19 protein-coding genes are annotated in these 19,200 nt (G+C 69.2%); 10 read left to right on the top strand and 9 right to left on the bottom strand.

All coding sequences use genetic code 11. From position 1 onward, the window contains the following. The first annotated feature begins 31 nt into the window (after nucleotides 1-31). The 4 genes from sigM (at nucleotide 32) to trxA (ending at nucleotide 3,131) form a co-directional block, all read left to right on the top strand. The gene (sigM, locus tag ACZ4TG_RS05280; protein WP_468159985.1) at nucleotides 32-730 is read left to right on the top strand and encodes an RNA polymerase sigma factor SigM; all 699 of its coding nucleotides are present in this window, start codon (nucleotides 32-34) and stop codon (nucleotides 728-730) included. Further along, entirely contained in the window at nucleotides 727-1,659 is a 933-nt protein-coding gene (locus tag ACZ4TG_RS05285; protein WP_468159986.1) for an anti-sigma factor family protein, read from the top strand. Before sigM ends, ACZ4TG_RS05285 begins: the two co-directional genes overlap by 4 nt. A 124-nt stretch (nucleotides 1,660-1,783) precedes the next feature. Then, nucleotides 1,784-2,743, top strand: coding sequence for a thioredoxin-disulfide reductase (trxB, locus tag ACZ4TG_RS05290; protein ID WP_468159987.1), 960 nt, complete (start codon nucleotides 1,784-1,786; stop codon nucleotides 2,741-2,743). Between the two features lie 40 nt (nucleotides 2,744-2,783). Further along, a complete protein-coding gene (gene trxA / locus ACZ4TG_RS05295) occupies nucleotides 2,784-3,131 on the top strand; it encodes a thioredoxin (protein WP_468159988.1) in 348 nt (115 codons plus the stop codon). 110 nt (nucleotides 3,132-3,241) lie between these two features. On the opposite strand, the gene ACZ4TG_RS05300 is transcribed toward trxA, so the two are convergent. The 9 genes from ACZ4TG_RS05300 to rpmH form a co-directional block, all read right to left on the bottom strand. Further along, nucleotides 3,242-3,865 (bottom strand): GNAT family N-acetyltransferase, encoded by a 624-nt coding sequence (locus ACZ4TG_RS05300; protein ID WP_468159989.1) that lies wholly within the window; start codon nucleotides 3,863-3,865, stop codon nucleotides 3,242-3,244. Nucleotides 3,866-3,953: 88 nt separating this feature from the next. After that, nucleotides 3,954-5,045 carry a ParB/RepB/Spo0J family partition protein gene (locus tag ACZ4TG_RS05305; protein ID WP_468159990.1) on the bottom strand — a complete coding sequence of 364 codons (1,092 nt, stop codon included), beginning with the start codon at nucleotides 5,043-5,045 and terminating at the stop codon, nucleotides 3,954-3,956. Beyond that, nucleotides 5,042-6,133, bottom strand: coding sequence for a ParA family protein (locus ACZ4TG_RS05310; protein WP_468159991.1), 1,092 nt, complete (start codon nucleotides 6,131-6,133; stop codon nucleotides 5,042-5,044). The genes ACZ4TG_RS05305 and ACZ4TG_RS05310 overlap by 4 nt, the downstream gene beginning before the upstream one ends. Nucleotides 6,134-6,397: 264 nt before the next feature. Further along, nucleotides 6,398-7,114: a 16S rRNA (guanine(527)-N(7))-methyltransferase RsmG gene (rsmG, locus tag ACZ4TG_RS05315; protein WP_468159992.1), complete on the bottom strand. Its 717-nt coding sequence runs from the start codon at nucleotides 7,112-7,114 to the stop codon at nucleotides 6,398-6,400. Nucleotides 7,115-7,224: 110 nt separating this feature from the next. Beyond that, nucleotides 7,225-7,737, bottom strand: coding sequence for a Jag family protein (locus tag ACZ4TG_RS05320; RefSeq protein ID WP_136210325.1), 513 nt, complete (start codon nucleotides 7,735-7,737; stop codon nucleotides 7,225-7,227). Between the two features lie 15 nt (nucleotides 7,738-7,752). After that, nucleotides 7,753-8,859 (bottom strand): membrane protein insertase YidC, encoded by a 1,107-nt coding sequence (yidC, locus tag ACZ4TG_RS05325; RefSeq protein ID WP_468159993.1) that lies wholly within the window; start codon nucleotides 8,857-8,859, stop codon nucleotides 7,753-7,755. Nucleotides 8,860-8,862: 3 nt separating this feature from the next. Continuing rightward, on the bottom strand, nucleotides 8,863-9,144 hold the full coding sequence (gene yidD, locus ACZ4TG_RS05330; protein ID WP_078950077.1) for a membrane protein insertion efficiency factor YidD: 282 nt from the start codon (nucleotides 9,142-9,144) through the stop codon (nucleotides 8,863-8,865). Next, on the bottom strand, nucleotides 9,141-9,515 hold the full coding sequence (gene rnpA, locus ACZ4TG_RS05335) for a ribonuclease P protein component (protein ID WP_468159994.1): 375 nt from the start codon (nucleotides 9,513-9,515) through the stop codon (nucleotides 9,141-9,143). The genes yidD and rnpA overlap by 4 nt, the downstream gene beginning before the upstream one ends. Before the next feature lie 22 nt (nucleotides 9,516-9,537). After that, nucleotides 9,538-9,675 (bottom strand): 50S ribosomal protein L34, encoded by a 138-nt coding sequence (rpmH, locus tag ACZ4TG_RS05340; protein WP_008741645.1) that lies wholly within the window; start codon nucleotides 9,673-9,675, stop codon nucleotides 9,538-9,540. Between the two features lie 618 nt (nucleotides 9,676-10,293). Here rpmH and dnaA point away from each other — a divergent pair. The 6 genes from dnaA to gyrB all read left to right on the top strand — a co-directional run bounded on the left by dnaA (nucleotide 10,294) and on the right by gyrB (nucleotide 19,165). Next, entirely contained in the window at nucleotides 10,294-11,826 is a 1,533-nt protein-coding gene (dnaA, locus tag ACZ4TG_RS05345) for a chromosomal replication initiator protein DnaA (RefSeq protein WP_468160431.1), read from the top strand. Between the two features lie 899 nt (nucleotides 11,827-12,725). Then, nucleotides 12,726-13,856 carry a DNA polymerase III subunit beta gene (gene dnaN, locus ACZ4TG_RS05350; RefSeq protein WP_030153167.1) on the top strand — a complete coding sequence of 377 codons (1,131 nt, stop codon included), beginning with the start codon at nucleotides 12,726-12,728 and terminating at the stop codon, nucleotides 13,854-13,856. Between the two features lie 167 nt (nucleotides 13,857-14,023). Continuing rightward, nucleotides 14,024-14,902, top strand: a complete 879-nt coding sequence (gene gnd / locus ACZ4TG_RS05355) for a phosphogluconate dehydrogenase (NAD(+)-dependent, decarboxylating) (protein WP_468159995.1) — start codon at nucleotides 14,024-14,026, stop codon at nucleotides 14,900-14,902. Between the two features lie 66 nt (nucleotides 14,903-14,968). Then, nucleotides 14,969-16,105 carry a DNA replication/repair protein RecF gene (gene recF, locus ACZ4TG_RS05360; RefSeq protein WP_468159996.1) on the top strand — a complete coding sequence of 379 codons (1,137 nt, stop codon included), beginning with the start codon at nucleotides 14,969-14,971 and terminating at the stop codon, nucleotides 16,103-16,105. Further along, nucleotides 16,102-16,632, top strand: coding sequence for a DciA family protein (locus ACZ4TG_RS05365; RefSeq protein WP_468159997.1), 531 nt, complete (start codon nucleotides 16,102-16,104; stop codon nucleotides 16,630-16,632). Before recF ends, ACZ4TG_RS05365 begins: the two co-directional genes overlap by 4 nt. Nucleotides 16,633-17,113: 481 nt before the next feature. Next, a complete protein-coding gene (gene gyrB / locus ACZ4TG_RS05370) occupies nucleotides 17,114-19,165 on the top strand; it encodes a DNA topoisomerase (ATP-hydrolyzing) subunit B (protein ID WP_468159998.1) in 2,052 nt (683 codons plus the stop codon). Nucleotides 19,166-19,200 lie beyond the last annotated feature (35 nt).

The raw sequence follows: 19,200 nt of genomic DNA on the forward strand, positions 1-19,200 counted from the left end.
CCCTAATCTCCATCCCGGAAGGGAGCGAGGTGTGACGCACGAAGCAACGGCAGACGGCCGCAGCGACCAGGAACTCCTGGCCCTGCACGCCGCCGGGGACCCCGACGCCTTCGGCGAGCTCGTACGCCGTCACCGGGACCGGCTGTGGGCCGTGGCCCTGCGTACCCTCGGCGACCGGGAGGAGGCCGCCGACGCCGTGCAGGACGCCCTGGTCTCCGCCTACCGGGCCGCCCACACCTTCCGGGGCGAATCAGCCGTCACGACCTGGCTGCACCGGATCACCGTCAACGCCTGCCTCGACCGCGCCCGCAAGGCCGCCTCCCGCAGGACCTCCCCGATCGACGACACGGACCGCCTGGAGCGCCTCCTGGAGCCCCATGAGTCCGCCGAGGCCCCGGCGGAGCGCCAGGACCTCCATCGCCAGCTGCTGGCCGCCCTCAGGACCCTTCCCGCCGATCAGCGGGCCGCGCTCGTCCTCGTCGACATGCAGGGATACCCGGTGGCCGAAGCGGCCCGCATCCTCGATGTCCCGACCGGCACCGTGAAAAGCCGGTGCGCACGCGGCCGGGCAAAACTCGTACCGATGCTCACTCATCTGCGCGCCGATGCCGGGGATAACACCGCCACCGAGCGGGGAAGGAACCGGACGCCGGGCACAGCCGTCCCACCGGCGGCAGAACCCAGGCATCCAGACCCAGACGCAGTGAAGGGCGGAGGTGGACGACCGTGAGCCCCACAACCGGCACGACCGGCACGATCCGGCACCCGGACGTCTCGGAGATCTCCGACCTGACCGAAGGGTTGCTCTCCCCGTCCCGCACCGCCGAGGTGCGCCACCACCTCGGTGAATGTGCCCTGTGCGCCGACGTACGCGCCTCCCTCGAGGAGATCCGCGCCCTGCTCGGCACCCTGCCGGGGCCGCCCCGCATGCCCTCCGACATCGCGGGCCGGATCGACGCCGCCCTCGCCGCCGAAGCGCTGCTCGACTCCACCTCCCACCGGAACGAGGCCGCGGCCGACAGCGCGTCCCTCGCCGACGGCGATGTTTCACGTGAAACATCGCCCGCCCGGCTCCCCGGAACCGAGGCCCGACGGCCCTCCGGTCACCCGGCCGGCCCAACCGGCCCAGGACGCCGCCGGGCCCGCCGCAGGATCGCGGTGCTCGCCGGACTGGCCGGAGCCGCCGCCTGCGCCCTCGCCGTCATCCTGGTCAACGGCCTCACGGGCACCACCTCGCACGACACCGCAGCCCGCACCGACGCGGCGACGTCCGTACGCCCGCCCTCCGCTGACGGCTCGTACACGGCCCAGGGACTCCAGGACAGCGTCCGGCAGCTCCTCTCCGCCGGAAACGAGCAGAGCGGTCAGGGGGAGAAGAACAACACGTACGGGATGGAGAACACCTCTCCCGGGCTCGCCCCCGCCGACCGCCAGGCCTCCCCGCTCCCGCCCTGCGTCCAGGCCGCCACCGGTCGCCCGGACACCCCGATCGCCGTGGAACGCGGCAGCTACCAGGGCGCCGACGTCTACCTCGTCGTCCTGCCGCACAAGGGGGACCCCGCCAGGGTCGACGCCTACCTGATCGGCAGCAACTGCGAGAACACCCCGGTGTCCAGCCCCGCGAAGCCCCTCCTGACCAGCACGTATCCCCGGACCTGACACGTTCGGGGCGGCACTGGGAAAAGTGGGGAATGCGCGCGCCGTAGGATCCGTTGGGTGGGGTGAAGGTCCGCACCGGCCCCCGGTAGGCAGCACGCAGTCCGCAGAGACGAGGAAAGAACCCGTGAGCGACGTACGAAACGTGATCATCATCGGCTCCGGGCCGGCCGGTTACACGGCCGCCCTGTACACCGCACGCGCTTCGCTCAACCCCCTGGTCTTCGAAGGTGCCGTCACCGCCGGCGGTGCCCTCATGAACACCACCGAGGTCGAGAACTTCCCCGGATTCCAGGACGGGATCATGGGTCCTGACCTGATGGACAACATGCGTGGCCAGGCCGAGCGCTTCGGTGCCGAGCTCGTGCCCGACGACATCGTCGCCGTCGACCTCACCGGTGAGATCAAGACCGTGACGGACACCGCCGGCACCGTCCACCGCGCCAAGGCCGTCATCGTCACGACCGGTTCCCAGCACCGCAAGCTCGGCCTCGCGAACGAGGACGCCCTGTCCGGCCGCGGTGTCTCCTGGTGCGCCACCTGTGACGGGTTCTTCTTCAAGGACCAGGACATCGCCGTCGTCGGCGGCGGCGACACCGCGATGGAGGAGGCGACCTTCCTCTCCCGCTTCGCCAAGAGCGTCACGATCATCCACCGTCGCGACAGCCTGCGCGCCTCCAAGGCCATGCAGGACCGCGCCTTCGCGGACCCGAAGATCAAGTTCGCCTGGGACAGCGAGGTCGCCGAGATCCACGGCGAGCAGAAGCTCTCCGGCCTCACCCTGCGCAACACCAAGACCGGTGAGACGTCCGAGCTGCCCGTGACCGGCCTCTTCATCGCCGTCGGCCACGACCCCCGCACCGAGCTGTTCACCGGCCAGCTGGACCTGGACGACGAGGGATACCTCAAGGTCGACGCGCCGTCCACGCGCACCAACCTCACCGGTGTCTTCGGCGCCGGCGACGTCGTGGACCACACCTACCGCCAGGCGATCACCGCCGCCGGTACCGGCTGCTCGGCCGCCCTCGACGCGGAGCGCTTCCTCGCGGCCCTCGCGGACGCCGAGAAGGCCCACGCGGCCGTCTGACCCCGAACCACCCCCCTCACCCCACACCCCTGCAGGAAGGTTGGAGGCCGCTGTGGCTCTCAAGACTGTGACCGACGCCGACTTCGACACCGAGGTCCTGACCAGCGACAAGCCCGTGCTGGTGGACTTCTGGGCCGAATGGTGCGGCCCGTGCCGCCAGATCGCCCCGTCCCTGGAGGCCATCGCGGCCGAGTACGGCGACCAGATCGAGATCGTCAAGCTCAACATCGACCAGAACCCGGGCACGGCTGCCAAGTACGGCGTCATGTCGATCCCCACCCTGAACGTCTACCAGGGTGGCGAGGTCGTCAAGACCATCGTCGGCGCCAAGCCGAAGGCCGCCATCCTGCGCGACCTCGACGGCTTCATCGAGGTCAAGGCCGTCTGACGCAGCGATGTTTCACGTGAAACGGGGCCGCCCCTCCCAGGGGGCGGCCCCGTTCGCGCATGGTCCCGCGGTTGTCCGGCGGTTATCCGTTCGCACATGCCCCACCGCTGTCACAGCGGGCGCAGCGCCGGCTCCGTTCGAGCGCGCGCCCCACCCAGTAGGCGGTCCAGCGCCAGCTCCACGTCTTCCTTCCACGACAGCGTCGAGCGCAGCTCCAGCCTCAGCCTCGGGTGCACAGGGTGAGGCCGTACCGTCTTGAAGCCCACCGACAGCAGGTGGTCGGCAGGCAGCAGACACGCCGGGCGCTCCCAGCGGGCGTCCCCGAACGCTTCGATCGCTTTGAAGCCCCGTCTCAGCAGATCCTTCGCGACCGTCTGGACCATCACCCGCCCCAGGCCCTGCCCCTGATACCCGGGCATGATCCACGCGGTGATCAGCTGCACCGCGTCCGGAGACACCGGACTGGTCGGGAACGAGTTCGACCGCGGCACGTACGCCGGCGGCGCGTACAACACGAAGCCCACCGGGACCTCGTCGACGTAGACCACCCGGCCGCACGATCCCCACTCCAGCAGGACGGCGGAGATCCACGCCTCCTTCTCCAGCTCCGGAGTGCCCGCCTTCACGGCGGCCTCACCGCTGACCGGATCCAGCTCCCAGAACACGCAGGTGCGGCAACGTCGGGGCAGGTCCTGGAGGTTGTCCAGCGTGAGCGGTACCAACCGACGACCCATACACGCATCGTATCCGGTACGGCAAAAGGGCGGGCCGTACCGGATGTCCGGCACGTCCCGCCCCTCGACTCCTCGTGGGCCTTGCGGCCTACTCCCCGGACAGACCCTGCTCGAGCACGCGTCCCTCGCCCGGGGCCAGCGTCCCCAGAATCCGCTCCAGATCCTCCATCGAGGCGAACTCGACGGTGATCTTTCCCTTCTTCTGGCCCAGGTCCACCTTCACCCGGGTCTCGAAGCGGTCCGACAGACGGGTCGCCAGCTCACTGAGCGCCGGAGCGACCCGGGTACCCGCCCGCGGCCCCTTCGGCTTCACGGTGCTCGTCGGCTCCGAGCCCATCAGGGTCACGATCTCCTCGACCGCGCGCACCGACAGCCCCTCGGCGACGATCCGGTGCGCCAGCTTGTCCTGAACCTCGGAGTCCTCCACCGACAGCAGCGCCCGCGCGTGGCCCGCGGACAGCACACCCGCCGCCACCCGGCGCTGCACCGAGGCGGAGAGCCTCAGCAGCCGCAGCGTGTTCGACACCTGCGGGCGCGAACGCCCGATCCGGTCCGCCAGCTGGTCGTGCGTGCACTTGAAGTCCCGGAGCAGCTGGTCGTACGCGGCCGCCTCCTCCAGGGGGTTCAGCTGCGCCCTGTGCAGGTTCTCCAGGAGGGCATCCAGCAGCAGCTTCTCGTCGTCCGTGGCCCGGATGATCGCCGGAATGGCGTCCAGCCCGGCCTCACGGCACGCCCGCCAGCGCCGCTCGCCCATGATCAGCTCGTAGCGCCCGGGCGAGGACTGCCGCACCACCACCGGCTGGAGCAGGCCCACCTCCTGGATGGAGGTCACCAGCTCCGCCAGCGCGTCCTCGTCGAAGACCTCGCGGGGCTGCCGCGGGTTCGGTGTGATCGCGTCCATCGGAAGCTCCGCGAACGTCGCCCCCGCTACCGCACCGACCTCCGGCGCCGCCTGCTCAGGCACACTCGCCAGGGCGACCGTCGGCGATGTTTCACGTGAAACATCGGCCTGCGCCAGCGCGGCGAGCTTCGCCGCGGCGACACCCCGCTCCGAAGTCAGTACCGGCACCGCTGACGGAGACGTCGACCCGGCGCCCACTCCCGGTGCCTGCTGTTCCTGGGGAGCGCCGGGAATGAGCGCGCCGAGCCCCCGCCCCAGACCCCTACGTCGCTCACTCACTGGATCCCCTCCGCCATGCTCTGCGTGCTGTTCGTGCCCGCGCCCAGATGGGCATGCTGGGCGTCGTAATGGATTCCGGCTCCCCGCAGCGCGATTTCCCGCGCCGCCTCCAGGTAGGAGAGGGAGCCACTGGAACCCGGATCGTACGTGAGTACCGTCTGCCCGTAGCTCGGAGCCTCCGAGATGCGCACCGAGCGCGGGATGCTCGTCCGCAGCACCTCCTTGCCGAAGTGCGTACGGACCTCCTCCGCCACCTGCGAGGCCAGCCGCGTCCTGCCGTCGTACATCGTCAGCAGGATGGTGGAGACGTGCAGCGTCGGGTTCAGGTGCGCCCGCACCAGGTCCACATTGCGCAGCAGCTGCCCCAGACCCTCCAGGGCGTAGTACTCGCACTGGATCGGGATGAGCACCTCGGCGCCCGCGACCAGCGCGTTCACCGTCAGGAGACCCAGCGAGGGCGGGCAGTCGATCAGGATGTAGTCGAGCGGCTGCTCGTACGCCTGGATCGCCCGCTGAAGCCGGCTCTCACGGGCCACCAGAGACACCAGCTCGATCTCGGCTCCTGCCAGATCGATCGTGGCCGGGGCGCAGAACAGGCCCTCGACGTCCACCACCGGCTGGACGACCTCCAGCAGCGGCCGGCTGTCCACGAGCACGTCGTAGATGGACGGCACATCCGCGTGGTGGTCGATACCCAGAGCCGTGGAGGCATTGCCCTGCGGGTCGAGGTCGATCACCAGCACCCGCGCACCGTGCAGGGCGAGCGAGGCCGCCAGATTGACGGTCGTCGTGGTCTTGCCCACGCCGCCCTTCTGGTTGGCCACGACCATGATCCGGGTCTGAGCCGGGCGGGGCAGGCCTTCACCCGCACGCCCCAGCGCGTCGACCGCCAGCTGGGCGGCTCGGCCGATCGGGGTGTCTTCGTTGTCTACAAGGGGCGGAGGCGATGTTTCACGTGAAACATCCTCGCCCGGCGATTCAGAGCGGGGACCGGGGACCGGATCGGCCATCGGCCCCGCGAGGTTGGCGTCGGACCGCACGGTGTCACTCTCCTCGGCATCAGGCTCGCGATGAACAGAGCCTGCCATGTCACCGGGGCCGCGAACCAGCGGGGCCCGAACTCCTGTGGATGAATCCACCGATGTGGACAACTCCGTCCCCCCTGCGGCCTTGTGTTGGCGGGGGGACGCAGCCGCACGACCGCGGCTGATGATTCCGTGCAGCAGAGAGCGACGTTTCACGTGAAACACGATGCCCGGACCGGCTCTCCAGGCCGCTACGACACTCCGAAATCCATACCTATAGGGCCCAACACGCCTGAAATCCCCCCGGAAACCGGGGGCACTCGAGTATCAGCGCCTCCGGCGCGTGCGCCCCACCCGGGCAGCCTTAGCCCGCTTGGCCGCGAACCTCACCCCACCGGGGCTCTCGCCCACCTCGACCCGGACCACCGTCGAGAGGGGGTCCACGACGCCCTCGCCCACGTGCAGCACCGAGGTCTTCACCACACCGAGCTTAGCCAGCGCGACCTTCGCCGCCACCAGCTCCTCCTCGGCGGTGTCGCCCTTCAGGGCCAGCATCTCGCCGTACGGCCGCAACAGGGGCACGCCCCATCCGGCCAGCCGGTCCAGCGGAGCCACGGCGCGTGCCGTCACCACATGGACGGGCTGGAGCGTGCCGAGGACTTCTTCGGCCCGCCCGCGCACGACGGTGACATGGTCGAGGCCGAGCAGTTCCACGGCCTCCTGGAGGAAATTCGTACGCCGCAGCAGCGGCTCCAGCAGGGTGATCTTCAGATCCCGGCGTACCAGAGCCAGCGGAATGCCCGGCAGTCCGGCGCCGGAGCCCACATCGCACACGGTGACGCCTTCGGGCACCACCTCGGACAGCACCGCGCAGTTCAGCAGGTGCCGCTCCCACAGCCTGGGCACCTCACGCGGGCCGATCAGACCGCGCTTGACTCCCGCGTCCGCCAGCAGCTCCGCGTACCGCACGGCTTCCGGGAAAAACTCGCCGAATACCGCACGCGCCTCTTCAGGCGCCGGGGGAAGCTCAGCTGCCTCCGTCACGGGGACCGTCCTTCCGTACAGAACTCACTCTTCGAACAACGGGTACTGCCAGGCTTACAAACATCGGCCCCGCCTGCGACACAGACGGGGCCGACCTCACGCTCTCCCGATCAGGCAGGGAGTACAACGACGAAGCGCTGCGGCTCCTCGCCCTCGGACTCGCTCTTCAGACCGGCGGCCGCCACGGCGTCGTGGACGACCTTCCGCTCGAACGGCGTCATCGGAGCCAGCTTCAGCGGCTCACCCGAGGCCTTCACATCCGCCGCGGCCTGGGCGCCGAGCGCTGCCAGCTCCTCGCGCTTCTTCGCACGGAACCCGGCGATGTCCAGCATCAGACGGCTGCGGTCGCCGGTCTCCCGGTGCACGGCGAGGCGGGTCAGCTCCTGCAGAGCCTCCAGGACCTCACCGTCACGGCCGACGAGCTTCTGCAGATCACGGCCGGCGGAGTCGCTGACGATCGACACCGCGGCCCGGTCGGCCTCGACGTCCATGTCGATGTCGCCGTCCAGGTCGGCGATGTCCAGCAGGCCCTCGAGGTAGTCGGCCGCGATCTCACCCTCCTGCTCAAGGCGGGTCAGGGTGTCGCCGCCCTCAGCGGCGGCGGTGGTGGTGCCTTCCGTCACGGGAGGGGCTCCTTCTTACTTCTTGGAGGGCTTGCTGGGGGGCGTCTGACGCTTCGACTTCGGCTGCCGCTTCGGCTGCTGCCGCTTGGTCGCGACACCGCCGCTCGCCGCGTCCGCATCAGCCGTGGCCTCAGCACTCTTGACCACGGAGCCGTCCGGCTGGGCGGCCATGCCCTGCTTGGTCAGGGCGGTGATGAACTTGCGCTCGTTGTCGTTGCGGTCCGGGCCCTTGGCCACGATCGCCGCGACGATCTTCTTCTTGCCGCGGCCCTTGATGGCGCCGTGCGTGGTGACGTGCTTCACGAGGCGGGTCAGGTACTGGTCCTGCGCCTTGCTGCCCGGCGTCGGGTTCTGGTTGATCACGTACATCTGCTGGCCCATGGTCCACAGGTTCGTGGTCAGCCAGTAGACGAGGACACCGACGGGGAAGTTGATGCCCATGACCGCGAAGATCACGGGGAAGATGTACATCAGCATCTTCTGCTGCTGCATGAACGGCGTCTTGACCGAGAGGTCGACGTTCTTCTGCATCAGCTGGCGCTGCGTGTAGAACTGCGACAGCGACATCATCACGATCATGACCGCGGTCACGATGCGGACGCTGGTCGCCGAGGCGCCCAGGGCGGCGATCTCCTCAGCGCTGTTCGTGAACTTCGCCGCGAGCGGGGCACCGAAGATGTGGGCCTGGCGCGCGCTCTCGAGCAGCGTGTCGTTGATGTAGCCGATCGGCTTGCCGTTGGCGATGTTCGCGAGCACGTGGTACAGCGCGAAGAAGAACGGCGACTGCGCCAGGATGGGAAGGCACGAGGAGAGCGGGTTGGTACCCGTCTCCTTGTACAGCTTCATCATCTCTTCGGACTGACGCTGCTTGTCGTTCTTGTAGCGCTCCTGGATCGCCTTCATCTTCGGCTGGAGCGCCTGCATGCCACGCGTCGACTTGATCTGCTTCACGAAGAGCGGGATCAGGCAGATACGGATCAAGATCACCAGGGACACGATGGACAGGCCCCAGGCCCACCCACTGTCCGCACCGAAGATCGCCCCGTAGAGCGCATGGAACTGGACGATGATCCACGACACGGGTGTGGTGATAAAGCTGAACAGACTGGCAATCGTGTCCACTAATCAGGCTCCTTGAGCATTGCGAGATCTACGCAACGCACTGCGCAGCTGCTCGTGCCAACGCGGGCGTTTCCGGGGTGGGACATGATCCACACCACCCGGGGACCACGGATTGCACCGCAGGATCCGCCAGGCGGTCAGAACCGTCCCCTTCACCGCACCATGCCGGTCGATGGCCGTGAACCCGTAGTGCGAGCACGAGGGGTAGTAACGGCACACCGGCCCGAGCAGCGGACTGATCGTCCACTGGTACAGCTTGATCAAAGCGAGCAGCGGGTACTTCATCGAGCCGCGCCTCCCAGGAGCCGCTGCAAGGCGACATCCAGGTCACGGGCCAGCTCGTCGAGGCCGGCATCACCCGCTCCGGGCAGAGCCCGCACCACCACCAGGCTACCGGCGGGGAGCTGGGCGAGCCGTTCACGGACAAGATGGCGCAAACGGCGCTTCACCCGGTTACGTACGACGGCGTTGCCGACAGCCTTGCTGACGACGAAACCCGCACGCGTCGAGGGATCGATCTCCCCCGGCTCGTGCGGGTCCGTTGCACCGCTTGTACGTAGGTGTACGACGAGGAGCGGGCGTCCAGCCCGCCGGCCCCGTCGTACCGCGCTCGCGAAGTCCTCGCGCCGCCTCAGCCGGTTTTCGGGAGACAGCACGACGTCACGACCTGCGTGTTGGTTACGCGGAAAGGGCGGCGCGGCCCTTGCCACGGCGGTTCGCGAGAATCGCGCGACCGGCGCGGGTACGCATCCGCAGGCGGAAGCCGTGGGTCTTGGCACGACGGCGGTTGTTCGGCTGGAAGGTGCGCTTGCTCACTCGGGGGCTCCAGAGAATGAATCGTTGTGGCGGGACATCGCCTGGCTGTCACCGTGCGCCCACGAAGGAATCTCGCGTGTTCGCCCGAGTGGCACCGCTACATGATCACAATCAGTGATCTTCGCCCATCGGTAGGCAGGCGGCAGCAGCCATCGACAACTCGACCTCGTTACGGTACGCGCGGCTACGCCATCCGGTCAAACCGGGGCTCCCTGGCCCCACACTGTGCACAGGCTGTGGACAACGACTTGAACCCTGGCCTCCGGCCTGACTACCGTTGCCTGATCCCGGATTTTTTGTCCCGACCGTCCCAAAGAACCACACATTCGTGGGACCGGGACCTGTGAGAGAGCGTGCTCTGTGGCTGACGTACCTGCCGATCTTGCCGCAGTGTGGCCACGCGTGCTCGAGAAGCTCCTCGGGGAGGGGCAGCAGGGCATCGAGCCCAAGGACAAGCAGTGGGTCGAACGCTGCCAGCCCCTGGCCCTCGTAGCCGACACCGCCCTGCTCGCCGTCCCCAATGAATGGGGCAAGCGCGTCCTCGAGGGCCGGCTCGCGCCGCTCATCAGCGATGCCCTCAGCCGGGAGTGCGGCCGCCCCATCCGGATCGCCATCACCGTGGACGACTCCGCCGGCGAGCCCGCGCCCCCCGCCCCGTCCTCCCCGCAGCAGCGCGAGTCCTACGAGCCCTACGGCGGCCAGCGCCCCGGCGGCCACACCGGACCGGGCGGCCACACGGGCCCCGGCGACGACCAGCTCCCCACCGCCCGCCCCGCCTACCCGGACTACCAGCAGCAGCGCCCCGAGCCCGGCGCATGGCCCCGCAACGGCCAGCAGGACGACTACGGCTGGCAGCAGCCCCGGCTCGGCGGCTTCCCCGAGCGGGACCCGTACGCGTCCCCGCAGCCGGGCTACCTCCAGCAGTCCGAGCCCTCCGGCTACGACCAGGGCGGCTACGAACAGCAGCAGTACGAACAGTCCCCGTACGAGCAGCAGCAGTCGCACCAGCAGCACCAGTACGAGCAGCAGCAGTACGAACAGCCCTCCCCGCGCCCGGCCCCCAGCCGGCCCGCGCCCTCGGCCCCGTCCGGCGGCTCGACGTCGGGCCCGCTGGAGCCGACCGCCCGGCTGAACCCGAAGTACCTCTTCGACACCTTCGTCATCGGCGCCTCCAACCGGTTCGCGCACGCCGCAGCCGTGGCCGTCGCCGAGGCGCCGGCGAAGGCGTACAACCCCCTCTTCATCTACGGGGAGTCGGGGCTGGGCAAGACGCACCTGCTGCACGCCATCGGGCACTACGCGCGGAGCCTCTACCCCGGCACCCGGGTGCGGTACGTGAGCTCGGAGGAGTTCACCAACGAGTTCATCAACTCCATCCGCGACGGCAAGGGCGACGCGTTCCGCAAGCGCTACCGCGAGATGGACATCCTGCTCGTCGACGACATCCAGTTCCTCGCGAGCAAGGAGTCGACGCAGGAGGAGTTCTTCCACACCTTCAATACGCTCCACAACGCCAACAAGCAGATCGTGCTCTCCTCCGACCGGCCGCCCAAGCAGCTCGTCACCCTGGAGGACCGGCTCCGCAACCGCTTCGAGTGGGGCCTGATCACCGACGTCCAGCCGCCCGAGCTGGAGACCCGTATCGCGATCCTGCGCAAGAAGGCCGTCCAGGAGCAGCTCAACGCCCCGCCGGAGGTACTGGAGTTCATCGCCTCCCGCATCTCGCGCAACATCCGCGAGCTCGAGGGGGCGCTGATCCGGGTCACCGCGTTCGCCAGCCTCAACCGGCAGCCGGTCGACCTGGGACTGACGGAGGACGTCCTCAAGAACCTGATCCCGGGCGGCGAGGACAGCGCGCCCGAGATCACCGCCTCCGACATCATGGCCGCCACCGCCGACTACTTCGGGCTCACGGTGGACGACCTGTGCGGCTCCTCGCGCAGCCGGGTCCTGGTCACGGCGCGGCAGATCGCCATGTACCTGTGCCGGGAGCTCACCGACCTCTCCCTGCCCAAGATCGGGGCCCAGTTCGGCGGCCGCGACCACACCACCGTCATGCACGCGGACCGCAAGATCCGCGCTCTGATGGCGGAACGCCGCTCGATCTACAACCAGGTCACGGAGCTCACCAACCGCATCAAGAACGCCTGACGCGGGCTCTCCGGAGCCGTTTGAGGGCCCCTCACGGGGTCCTCAAACTCATCTACAGGGCGCTCCCGGACCACAGCGGGGGCGCCCTTCTTCGTCCGCGCGCCCCTCGTCTGTTCGAATACGCCCCCGCAGAGCCAAGTCATCCACAGATTGGTGGACTTTCTTCCGTCCACAGCCTGGGGACGGGTTCCGTCGCCCACAATCTGTCCACAGGGGTGCGGGTTGAGCGACCATCAGGCCAGCTCACCGGCCTGTGGAATTGTGAGCAAGGACTGTCCACAGCCTGTGGACAAAAAAAGTATCCACAGGTTCGTCCACGCCTCTGTCCACCGCCGACCCACAGGTTCCCGCATCCTGTGCACAGGTTCTGCGGACTTCTCCACACCGTTGTCCACTGTTCGGCAACGACGGCCCCCCTGTCACCGTCCGGAGTGAAAGCCGTCACACGGATGTCGACGTTTGGTCTGTGGAGTACCGGGGGAAAGCTGGGGACACACCTGTGGAGTAGTCGGGGTCATCTGGGGATGGCCTGTGCAGAACTTTTCGTTCTCCACAGAGACACCGTGTTTTCCACCGGTGCCACCCACAGGGTGTGGGGATAAAAAACGAGGGTTGACCTGCGAGAACGGGCTTATCCACCGTTTCCACAGGCCCTACTACTACCCCCATAGAGAGTTAGCTCGGATTCGGTTTTCAAGCAGGTCCTGTGCACAACTCGGTGGACGGCCGTCCCGACGCCTCGCTCCCGACTTGACCGCCAGCAGCAACGACTGTCGGCGCCGTACGTCAGACTGGTCCCCGGCATCGAGGCCTGAGACGTCGAGCCATCGAGACACTGAGGCGTCGAGAGCCGACGAGAAGGCCGGCAGACGAGCGAGCAACAGCAGGAGGCGGTTCCGGTGAAGATCCGGGTGGAGCGCGACGTACTCGCGGAGGCGGTGGCTTGGGCTGCCCGTAGCCTCCCGGCCCGGCCGCCGGTGCCCGTTCTCGCGGGCCTGCTGCTGAAGGCCGAGGAGGGCACGCTGTCCCTCTCCGGCTTCGACTACGAGGTCTCGGCCCGCGTCTCCGTCGAGGCGGACGTCGAGGAGGACGGCACCGTCCTGGTCTCCGGCCGGCTGCTCGCCGACATCTGCCGCGCCCTCCCCAACCGCCCGGTGGAGATTTCCACAGACGGTGTACGGGCGACCGTGGTCTGCGGCTCCTCGCGGTTCACACTCCACACCCTGCCTGTGGAGGAATACCCGGCGCTGCCGCAGATGCCGACCGCGACCGGCACCGTGCCCGGTGAGGTCTTCGCCTCCGCCGCCGCCCAGGTCGCCATCGCCGCCGGCCGCGACGACACGCTGCCCGTGCTGACCGGTGTCCGCATCGAGATCGAGGGCGACCGCGTCACCCTGGCCTCCACCGACCGCTACCGCTTCGCGGTCCGCGAGTTCCTGTGGAAGCCGGAGAACCCGGACGCCTCGGCCGTGGCCCTGGTGCCCGCCAAGACGCTCCTGGACACCGCCAAGTCCCTGACCAGCGGTGACACCGTCACCCTGGCGCTGTCGGGCTCCGGTGCCGGCGAGGGCCTCATCGGTTTCGAGGGCGCGGGCCGCCGCACCACCACCCGGCTGCTCGAAGGCGACCTGCCGAAGTACCGGACCCTCTTCCCGACGGAGTTCAACTCCATCGCGGTGATCGAGACCGCCCCGTTCGTCGAGGCCGTCAAGCGCGTGGCGCTGGTCGCCGAGCGCAACACCCCGGTCCGCCTCAGCTTCGAGCAGGGGGTGCTGATCCTGGAGGCCGGTTCCTCCGACGACGCACAGGCTGTGGAGCGCGTCGACGCGAAGCTGGAGGGCGACGACATCTCGATCGCCTTCAACCCGACCTTCCTGCTGGACGGCCTGAGCGCGATCGACTCGCCCGCCGCGCAGCTGAGCTTCACCACGTCCACCAAGCCCGCACTGCTCAGCGGCCGCCCCGCGGTCGACGCGGAAGCGGACGAGGCGTACAAGTACCTGATCATGCCGGTGCGCCTGTCCGGCTGAGTGCGCCCCGTCGGGCCCGGTCTCGCAGTCGCGGGGCCGGGCCCGACGGCGTCCGGGGCGTCCGTGGGGCCCCGGAGCGCGGCCCGGCGTAGGCTCGGAGCCGGGACGGACCCCGGGAATCCAGGGGCCCCCGGCATAGACGGCCACAACGCTTAAGGAACCACCTGATGGAGCTTGGTCTCGTCGGTCTCGGCAAGATGGGCGGCAACATGCGCGAGCGCATCCGCCGCGCAGGCCACACCGTCATCGGATACGACCGCAACCCGGACCTCGCCGATGTCCACAGCCTGCGGGAACTTGTGGACAGCCTGCAGGCCCCCCGCGTCGTGTGGGTGATGGTCCCGGCAGGTGCGGCGACGCAGTCCACCGTCGACGAGCTCGCGGAACTGCTCTCGATCGGCGACATCGTCGTCGACGGCGGCAACTCCCGCTGGACCGACGACGAGAAGCACGCCGCGGAGCTGGCGACCAAGGGCATCGGCTTCGTCGACTGCGGGGTCTCCGGCGGCGTCTGGGGCCTGGAGAACGGCTACGCGCTGATGTACGGCGGCGCGAAGGACCACGTCGCGCGCGTCCAGCCCGTCTTCGACGCCCTCAAGCCGGAGGGGGAGTTCGGGGCCGTGCACGCGGGCAAGGTCGGCGCCGGCCACTTCGCGAAGATGGTCCACAACGGCATCGAGTACGCCATGATGCAGGCCTACGCCGAGGGCTGGGAGCTGCTGGAGAAGGTGGACTCGGTCACCGACGTCCGCGAGGTGTTCCGGTCCTGGCAGGAGGGCACGGTCATCCGTTCCTGGCTGCTGGACCTCGCCGTGAACGCGCTGGACGAGGACGAGCACCTGCAGCAGCTGCGCGGGTACGCGCAGGACTCCGGCGAGGGCCGCTGGACGGTCGAGGCGGCCATCGACAACGCCGTGCCGCTGCCCGCGATCACCGCGTCGCTGTTCGCGCGCTTCGCGTCCCGCCAGGACGACTCCCCGCAGATGAAGATGATCGCCGCGCTGCGCAACCAGTTCGGCGGGCACGCGGTCGAGAAGAAGCAGTAGCCGCTCAGCGCACCTGATCAACAGCAACAAAGCGAGAAGCAGGAAGCCGGGGGAGGTCGGCGCCGTATGCATGTTTCGCATCTCTCACTGGCCGACTTCCGCTCGTACGCCCGGGCCGAGGTTCCCCTCGGCCCGGGCGTCACGGCTTTCGTGGGCCCGAACGGCCAGGGCAAGACCAACCTGGTCGAGGCCATCGGCTACCTGGCCACACTGGGCAGCCACCGGGTGTCCTCCGACGCCCCGCTCGTACGCATGGGCGCGGACCGGGCGATCGTCCGCGCCGCGGTGACGCAGGGCGAGCGCCAGCAGCTGGTCGAGCTGGAACTGAACCCGGGCCGCGCGAACCGCGCCCGGATCAACCGGTCCTCGCAGGTCAGGCCCCGGGACGTGCTGGGGATCGTACGGACGGTGCTCTTCGCACCGGAGGACCTGGCCCTGGTGAAGGGCGACCCCGGTGAGCGGCGCCGCTTCCTCGACGAGCTGGTCACCGCCCGCTCGCCCCGGATGGCGGCGGTCCGCTCCGACTACGAGCGGGTGCTGAAGCAGCGCAACACCCTGCTGAAGTCGGCCGCCATGGCGCGCCGCCACGGCGGGCGGTCCATGGACCTCTCCACCCTCGACGTGTGGGACCAGCACCTCGCGCGCGCGGGCGCGGAGCTGCTGGCGCAGCGCCTCGACCTGATCGCGACGCTGCTGCCGCTGGCCGACAAGGCCTACGAGCAGCTCGCGCCCGGCGGCGGCCCGCTCGGGCTGGCGTACCGGTCGTCGGCCGGAGAGGCGGTGGACAGCGGTGCGGCCCGGACCCGGGAGGCGCTGTACGAGGCGCTCCTCGCGGCGCTGGCCGAGGTCCGCAAGCAGGAGATCGAGCGGGGCGTGACCCTGGTGGGCCCGCACCGCGACGACGTGCTGCTGCGCCTCGGCGAGCTGCCGGCGAAGGGGTACGCGAGCCACGGCGAGTCCTGGTCGTACGCGCTGGCGCTGCGGCTGGCCTCGTACGAGCTGCTGCGCTCGGAGGGCAGCGAGCCGGTGCTGATCCTCGACGACGTGTTCGCGGAACTGGACGCCCGGCGCCGGGAGCGGCTGGCGGAGCTGGTGTCCCCGGGCGAGCAGGTGCTGGTGACGGCGGCGGTGGACGACGACGTTCCGGGCGTGCTGTCGGGGACGAGGTTCGGGGTGTCCGGCGGTGAGGTGACCCGGCTGTGAGCGAAGAGGACAAGCAGCCCCCGCGCAAGACCCCGGAGCTCTCCGGGGTGGATCTGGCGCGGCAGGCCCTGGCGGCGGCGCGGGAGCAGGCGCGCGCCCGGGGCAACACGGCGACGGGGAAGAAGCGGCAGCAGCAGCCGGGCCTGCGCTCGGGCGCGCGCGCCGACGGCCGGGACCCCATGCCGCTGATGGCGGCGCTGGACCGGCTGCGGACCGAACGCGGCTGGGAGATGCCGATGGCGGTGGCGGGCGTGATGGAGCGCTGGGCGGAGATCGTCGGCCCGGACATCGCCGCGCACTGTGAACCGGAGCGGTACGAGGACCGTGAACTTCTCGTGCGGTGCGATTCCTCGGCATGGGCGGCGCAGCTGAAACTGCTGGCTCCGCAGCTCGTGGCCCGGCTCAACGCCGAGCTGGGGCAGGGCACGGTCCGGCTGCTCAACGTGCACGGTCCGGGCGGCCGGGCCAAGCGGTACGGCCCGTGGCGTGCGCCGGGTTCCAAGGGGCCGGGCGACACGTACGGATGACGGGGCCGGGCCCGACGGCCCGGGGCCGGCCCAGCCCGGGCACGGGGGAGCCCCGGGCTCCCAGCCCCAGGCTCCCCGTGCCCGCTGAGCGGTGCCCCGCGGCCCGCCCCGCGCACGTAGATCACGACCCGGCGACGAGCCGGCGACGGTCCGGTTCCGGCCGGGCCGCGGCCGTTGCGCCGGACGGTCTCCCCGGCGCTCTTGCGGGTGGCGTCCCTCACCGTAGCGGGAGGTTGACAGCCCGAAGCGCTCAATGCCCGTGTGAGCCTCTTTGAGCCCCTCCCCGGATATGGGGAGTCGGAGAGAGGAGGTTCAGGGCGGCACATGCGGACTCAGGTACCGGCAAACCCCCATTCAGGTCCGTGGTACCGGTAGACTGAAGCGAATCCCGCCCAGTTGCGGGATCCCGCTGACAAACGCTGACAACGCAGATCGACGCAGCCGCTCCTGCTTGCATGCCTGCTGGCCCGGAGTACGGCCTGTGCTGTGCCAGAAAGGGCGCTTCGTGGCCGATTCCGGCAACCCCAACGACAACCAGTCCACCGCCGGCGAGAACGGCGAACCCGTTGCGTACACCGGCAATCAGATCCAGGTCCTCGAGGGCCTGGACGCGGTCCGCAAGCGGCCCGGCATGTACATCGGCTCGACCGGCGAGCGCGGTCTGCACCACCTCGTGTACGAGGTCGTCGACAACTCCGTCGACGAGGCACTGGCCGGGCACGCGGACACCATCGACGTGACGATCCTCGCCGACGGCGGGGTACGCGTGGTCGACAACGGCCGAGGCATCCCGGTCGACATCGTTCCGTCCGAGGGCAAGCCCGCCGTCGAGGTCGTGCTGACCGTCCTGCACGCGGGCGGCAAGTTCGGCGGCGGCGGCTACGCCGTCTCCGGCGGTCTGCACGGTGTGGGCGTCTCCGTCGTGAACGCGCTGTCGACGAAGGTCGCGGTCGAGGTCCGGCGCGACGGCTACCGCTGGACCCAGGACTACAAGCTCGGCGCCCCGACCGCGCCGCTGGCCAAGAACGAGGAGACCGAGGAGACGGGCACCTCGGTCACCTTCTGGGCCGACCCCGACATCTTCGAGACGACCGAGTACTCGTTCGAGACGCTCTCCCGTCGCTTTCAGGAGATGGCCTTCCTCAACAAGGGCCTGACCCTGTCGCTGACGGACGAGCGCGACTCGGCGAAGGCGACCGTCGGCGCCGACGACCCGGACGTGGAAGAGCCCACGGCGCGCACCGTCAAGTACTACTACGAGGGCGGCATCGTCGACTTCGTGAAGTACCTGAACTCGCGCAAGGGCGAGCTGATCCACCCGACCGTCATCGACGTCGAGGCCGAGGACAAGGAGCGCATGCTCTCGGTCGAGATCGCGATGCAGTGGAACTCGCAGTACACCGAGGGCGTCTACTCCTTCGCGAACACGATCCACACCCACGAGGGCGGTACGCACGAGGAGGGCTTCCGTGCGGCCCTGACGGGTCTGGTCAACCGCTACGCGCGCGAGAAGAAGCTGCTGCGCGAAAAGGACGACAACCTCGCCGGCGAGGACATCCGCGAGGGTCTGACGGCGATCATCTCGGTGAAGCTGGGCGAGCCGCAGTTCGAGGGCCAGACGAAGACCAAGCTGGGCAACACCGAGGCCAAGACCTTCGTGCAGAAGGTCGTCCACGAGCACCTCAACGACTGGTTCGACCGGAACCCGGTCGAGGCCGCGGACATCATCCGCAAGTCGATCCAGGCGGCCACGGCGCGCGTCGCGGCCCGCAAGGCCCGTGACCTGACGCGCCGCAAGGGGCTGCTGGAGAGCGCCTCGCTGCCGGGCAAGCTGTCGGACTGCCAGTCGAACGACCCGACCAAGTGCGAGATCTTCATCGTCGAGGGCGACTCGGCCGGCGGCTCCGCGAAGTCCGGCCGCAACCCGATGTACCAGGCCATCCTGCCGATCCGCGGCAAGATCCTGAACGTCGAGAAGGCCCGTATCGACAAGATCCTCCAGAACACCGAGGTCCAGGCGCTGATCAGTGCCTTCGGTACCGGTGTGCACGAGGACTTCGACATCGAGAAGCTCCGCTATCACAAGATCATCCTGATGGCGGACGCCGACGTCGACGGCCAGCACATCAACACCCTGCTGCTGACCTTCCTGTTCCGCTTCATGCGGCCGCTGGTCGAGGCCGGGCACGTGTACCTCTCGCGCCCGCCGCTGTACAAGATCAAGTGGGGTCGGGACGACTTCGAGTACGCGTACTCCGACCGCGAGCGCGACGCCCTGGTCGAACTGGGCAAGGGGCAGGGCAAGCGGATCAAGGAAGACTCGATCCAGCGCTTCAAGGGTCTGGGCGAGATGAACGCCGAGGAACTGCGCATCACCACGATGGACGTCGACCACCGCGTGCTCGGCCAGGTCACCCTGGACGACGCCGCGCAGGCCGACGACCTGTTCTCGGTGCTGATGGGCGAGGACGTCGAAGCCCGGCGCTCCTTCATCCAGCGCAACGCCAAGGACGTTCGGTTCCTCGACATCTGAGTCGGTCCTCGCTGACCGCCTGAAAGGACTTCTGA

Source organism: Streptomyces sp. NPDC028314, assembly GCF_055565795.1.

Bases quoted from the DNA above. Each gene is read 5' to 3' on its own strand.
- ACZ4TG_RS05300 (WP_468159989.1), bottom strand. From the start codon at position 3,865: ATGGGTCGTCGGTTGGTACCGCTCACGCTGGACAACCTCCAGGACCTG.
- ACZ4TG_RS05310 (WP_468159991.1), bottom strand. From the start codon at position 6,133: ATGGCAGGCTCTGTTCATCGCGAGCCTGATGCCGAGGAGAGTGACACC.
- yidD (WP_078950077.1), bottom strand. From the start codon at position 9,144: ATGAAGTACCCGCTGCTCGCTTTGATCAAGCTGTACCAGTGGACGATC.
- gnd (WP_468159995.1), top strand. From the start codon at position 14,024: ATGGAGCTTGGTCTCGTCGGTCTCGGCAAGATGGGCGGCAACATGCGC.
- recF (WP_468159996.1), top strand. From the start codon at position 14,969: ATGCATGTTTCGCATCTCTCACTGGCCGACTTCCGCTCGTACGCCCGG.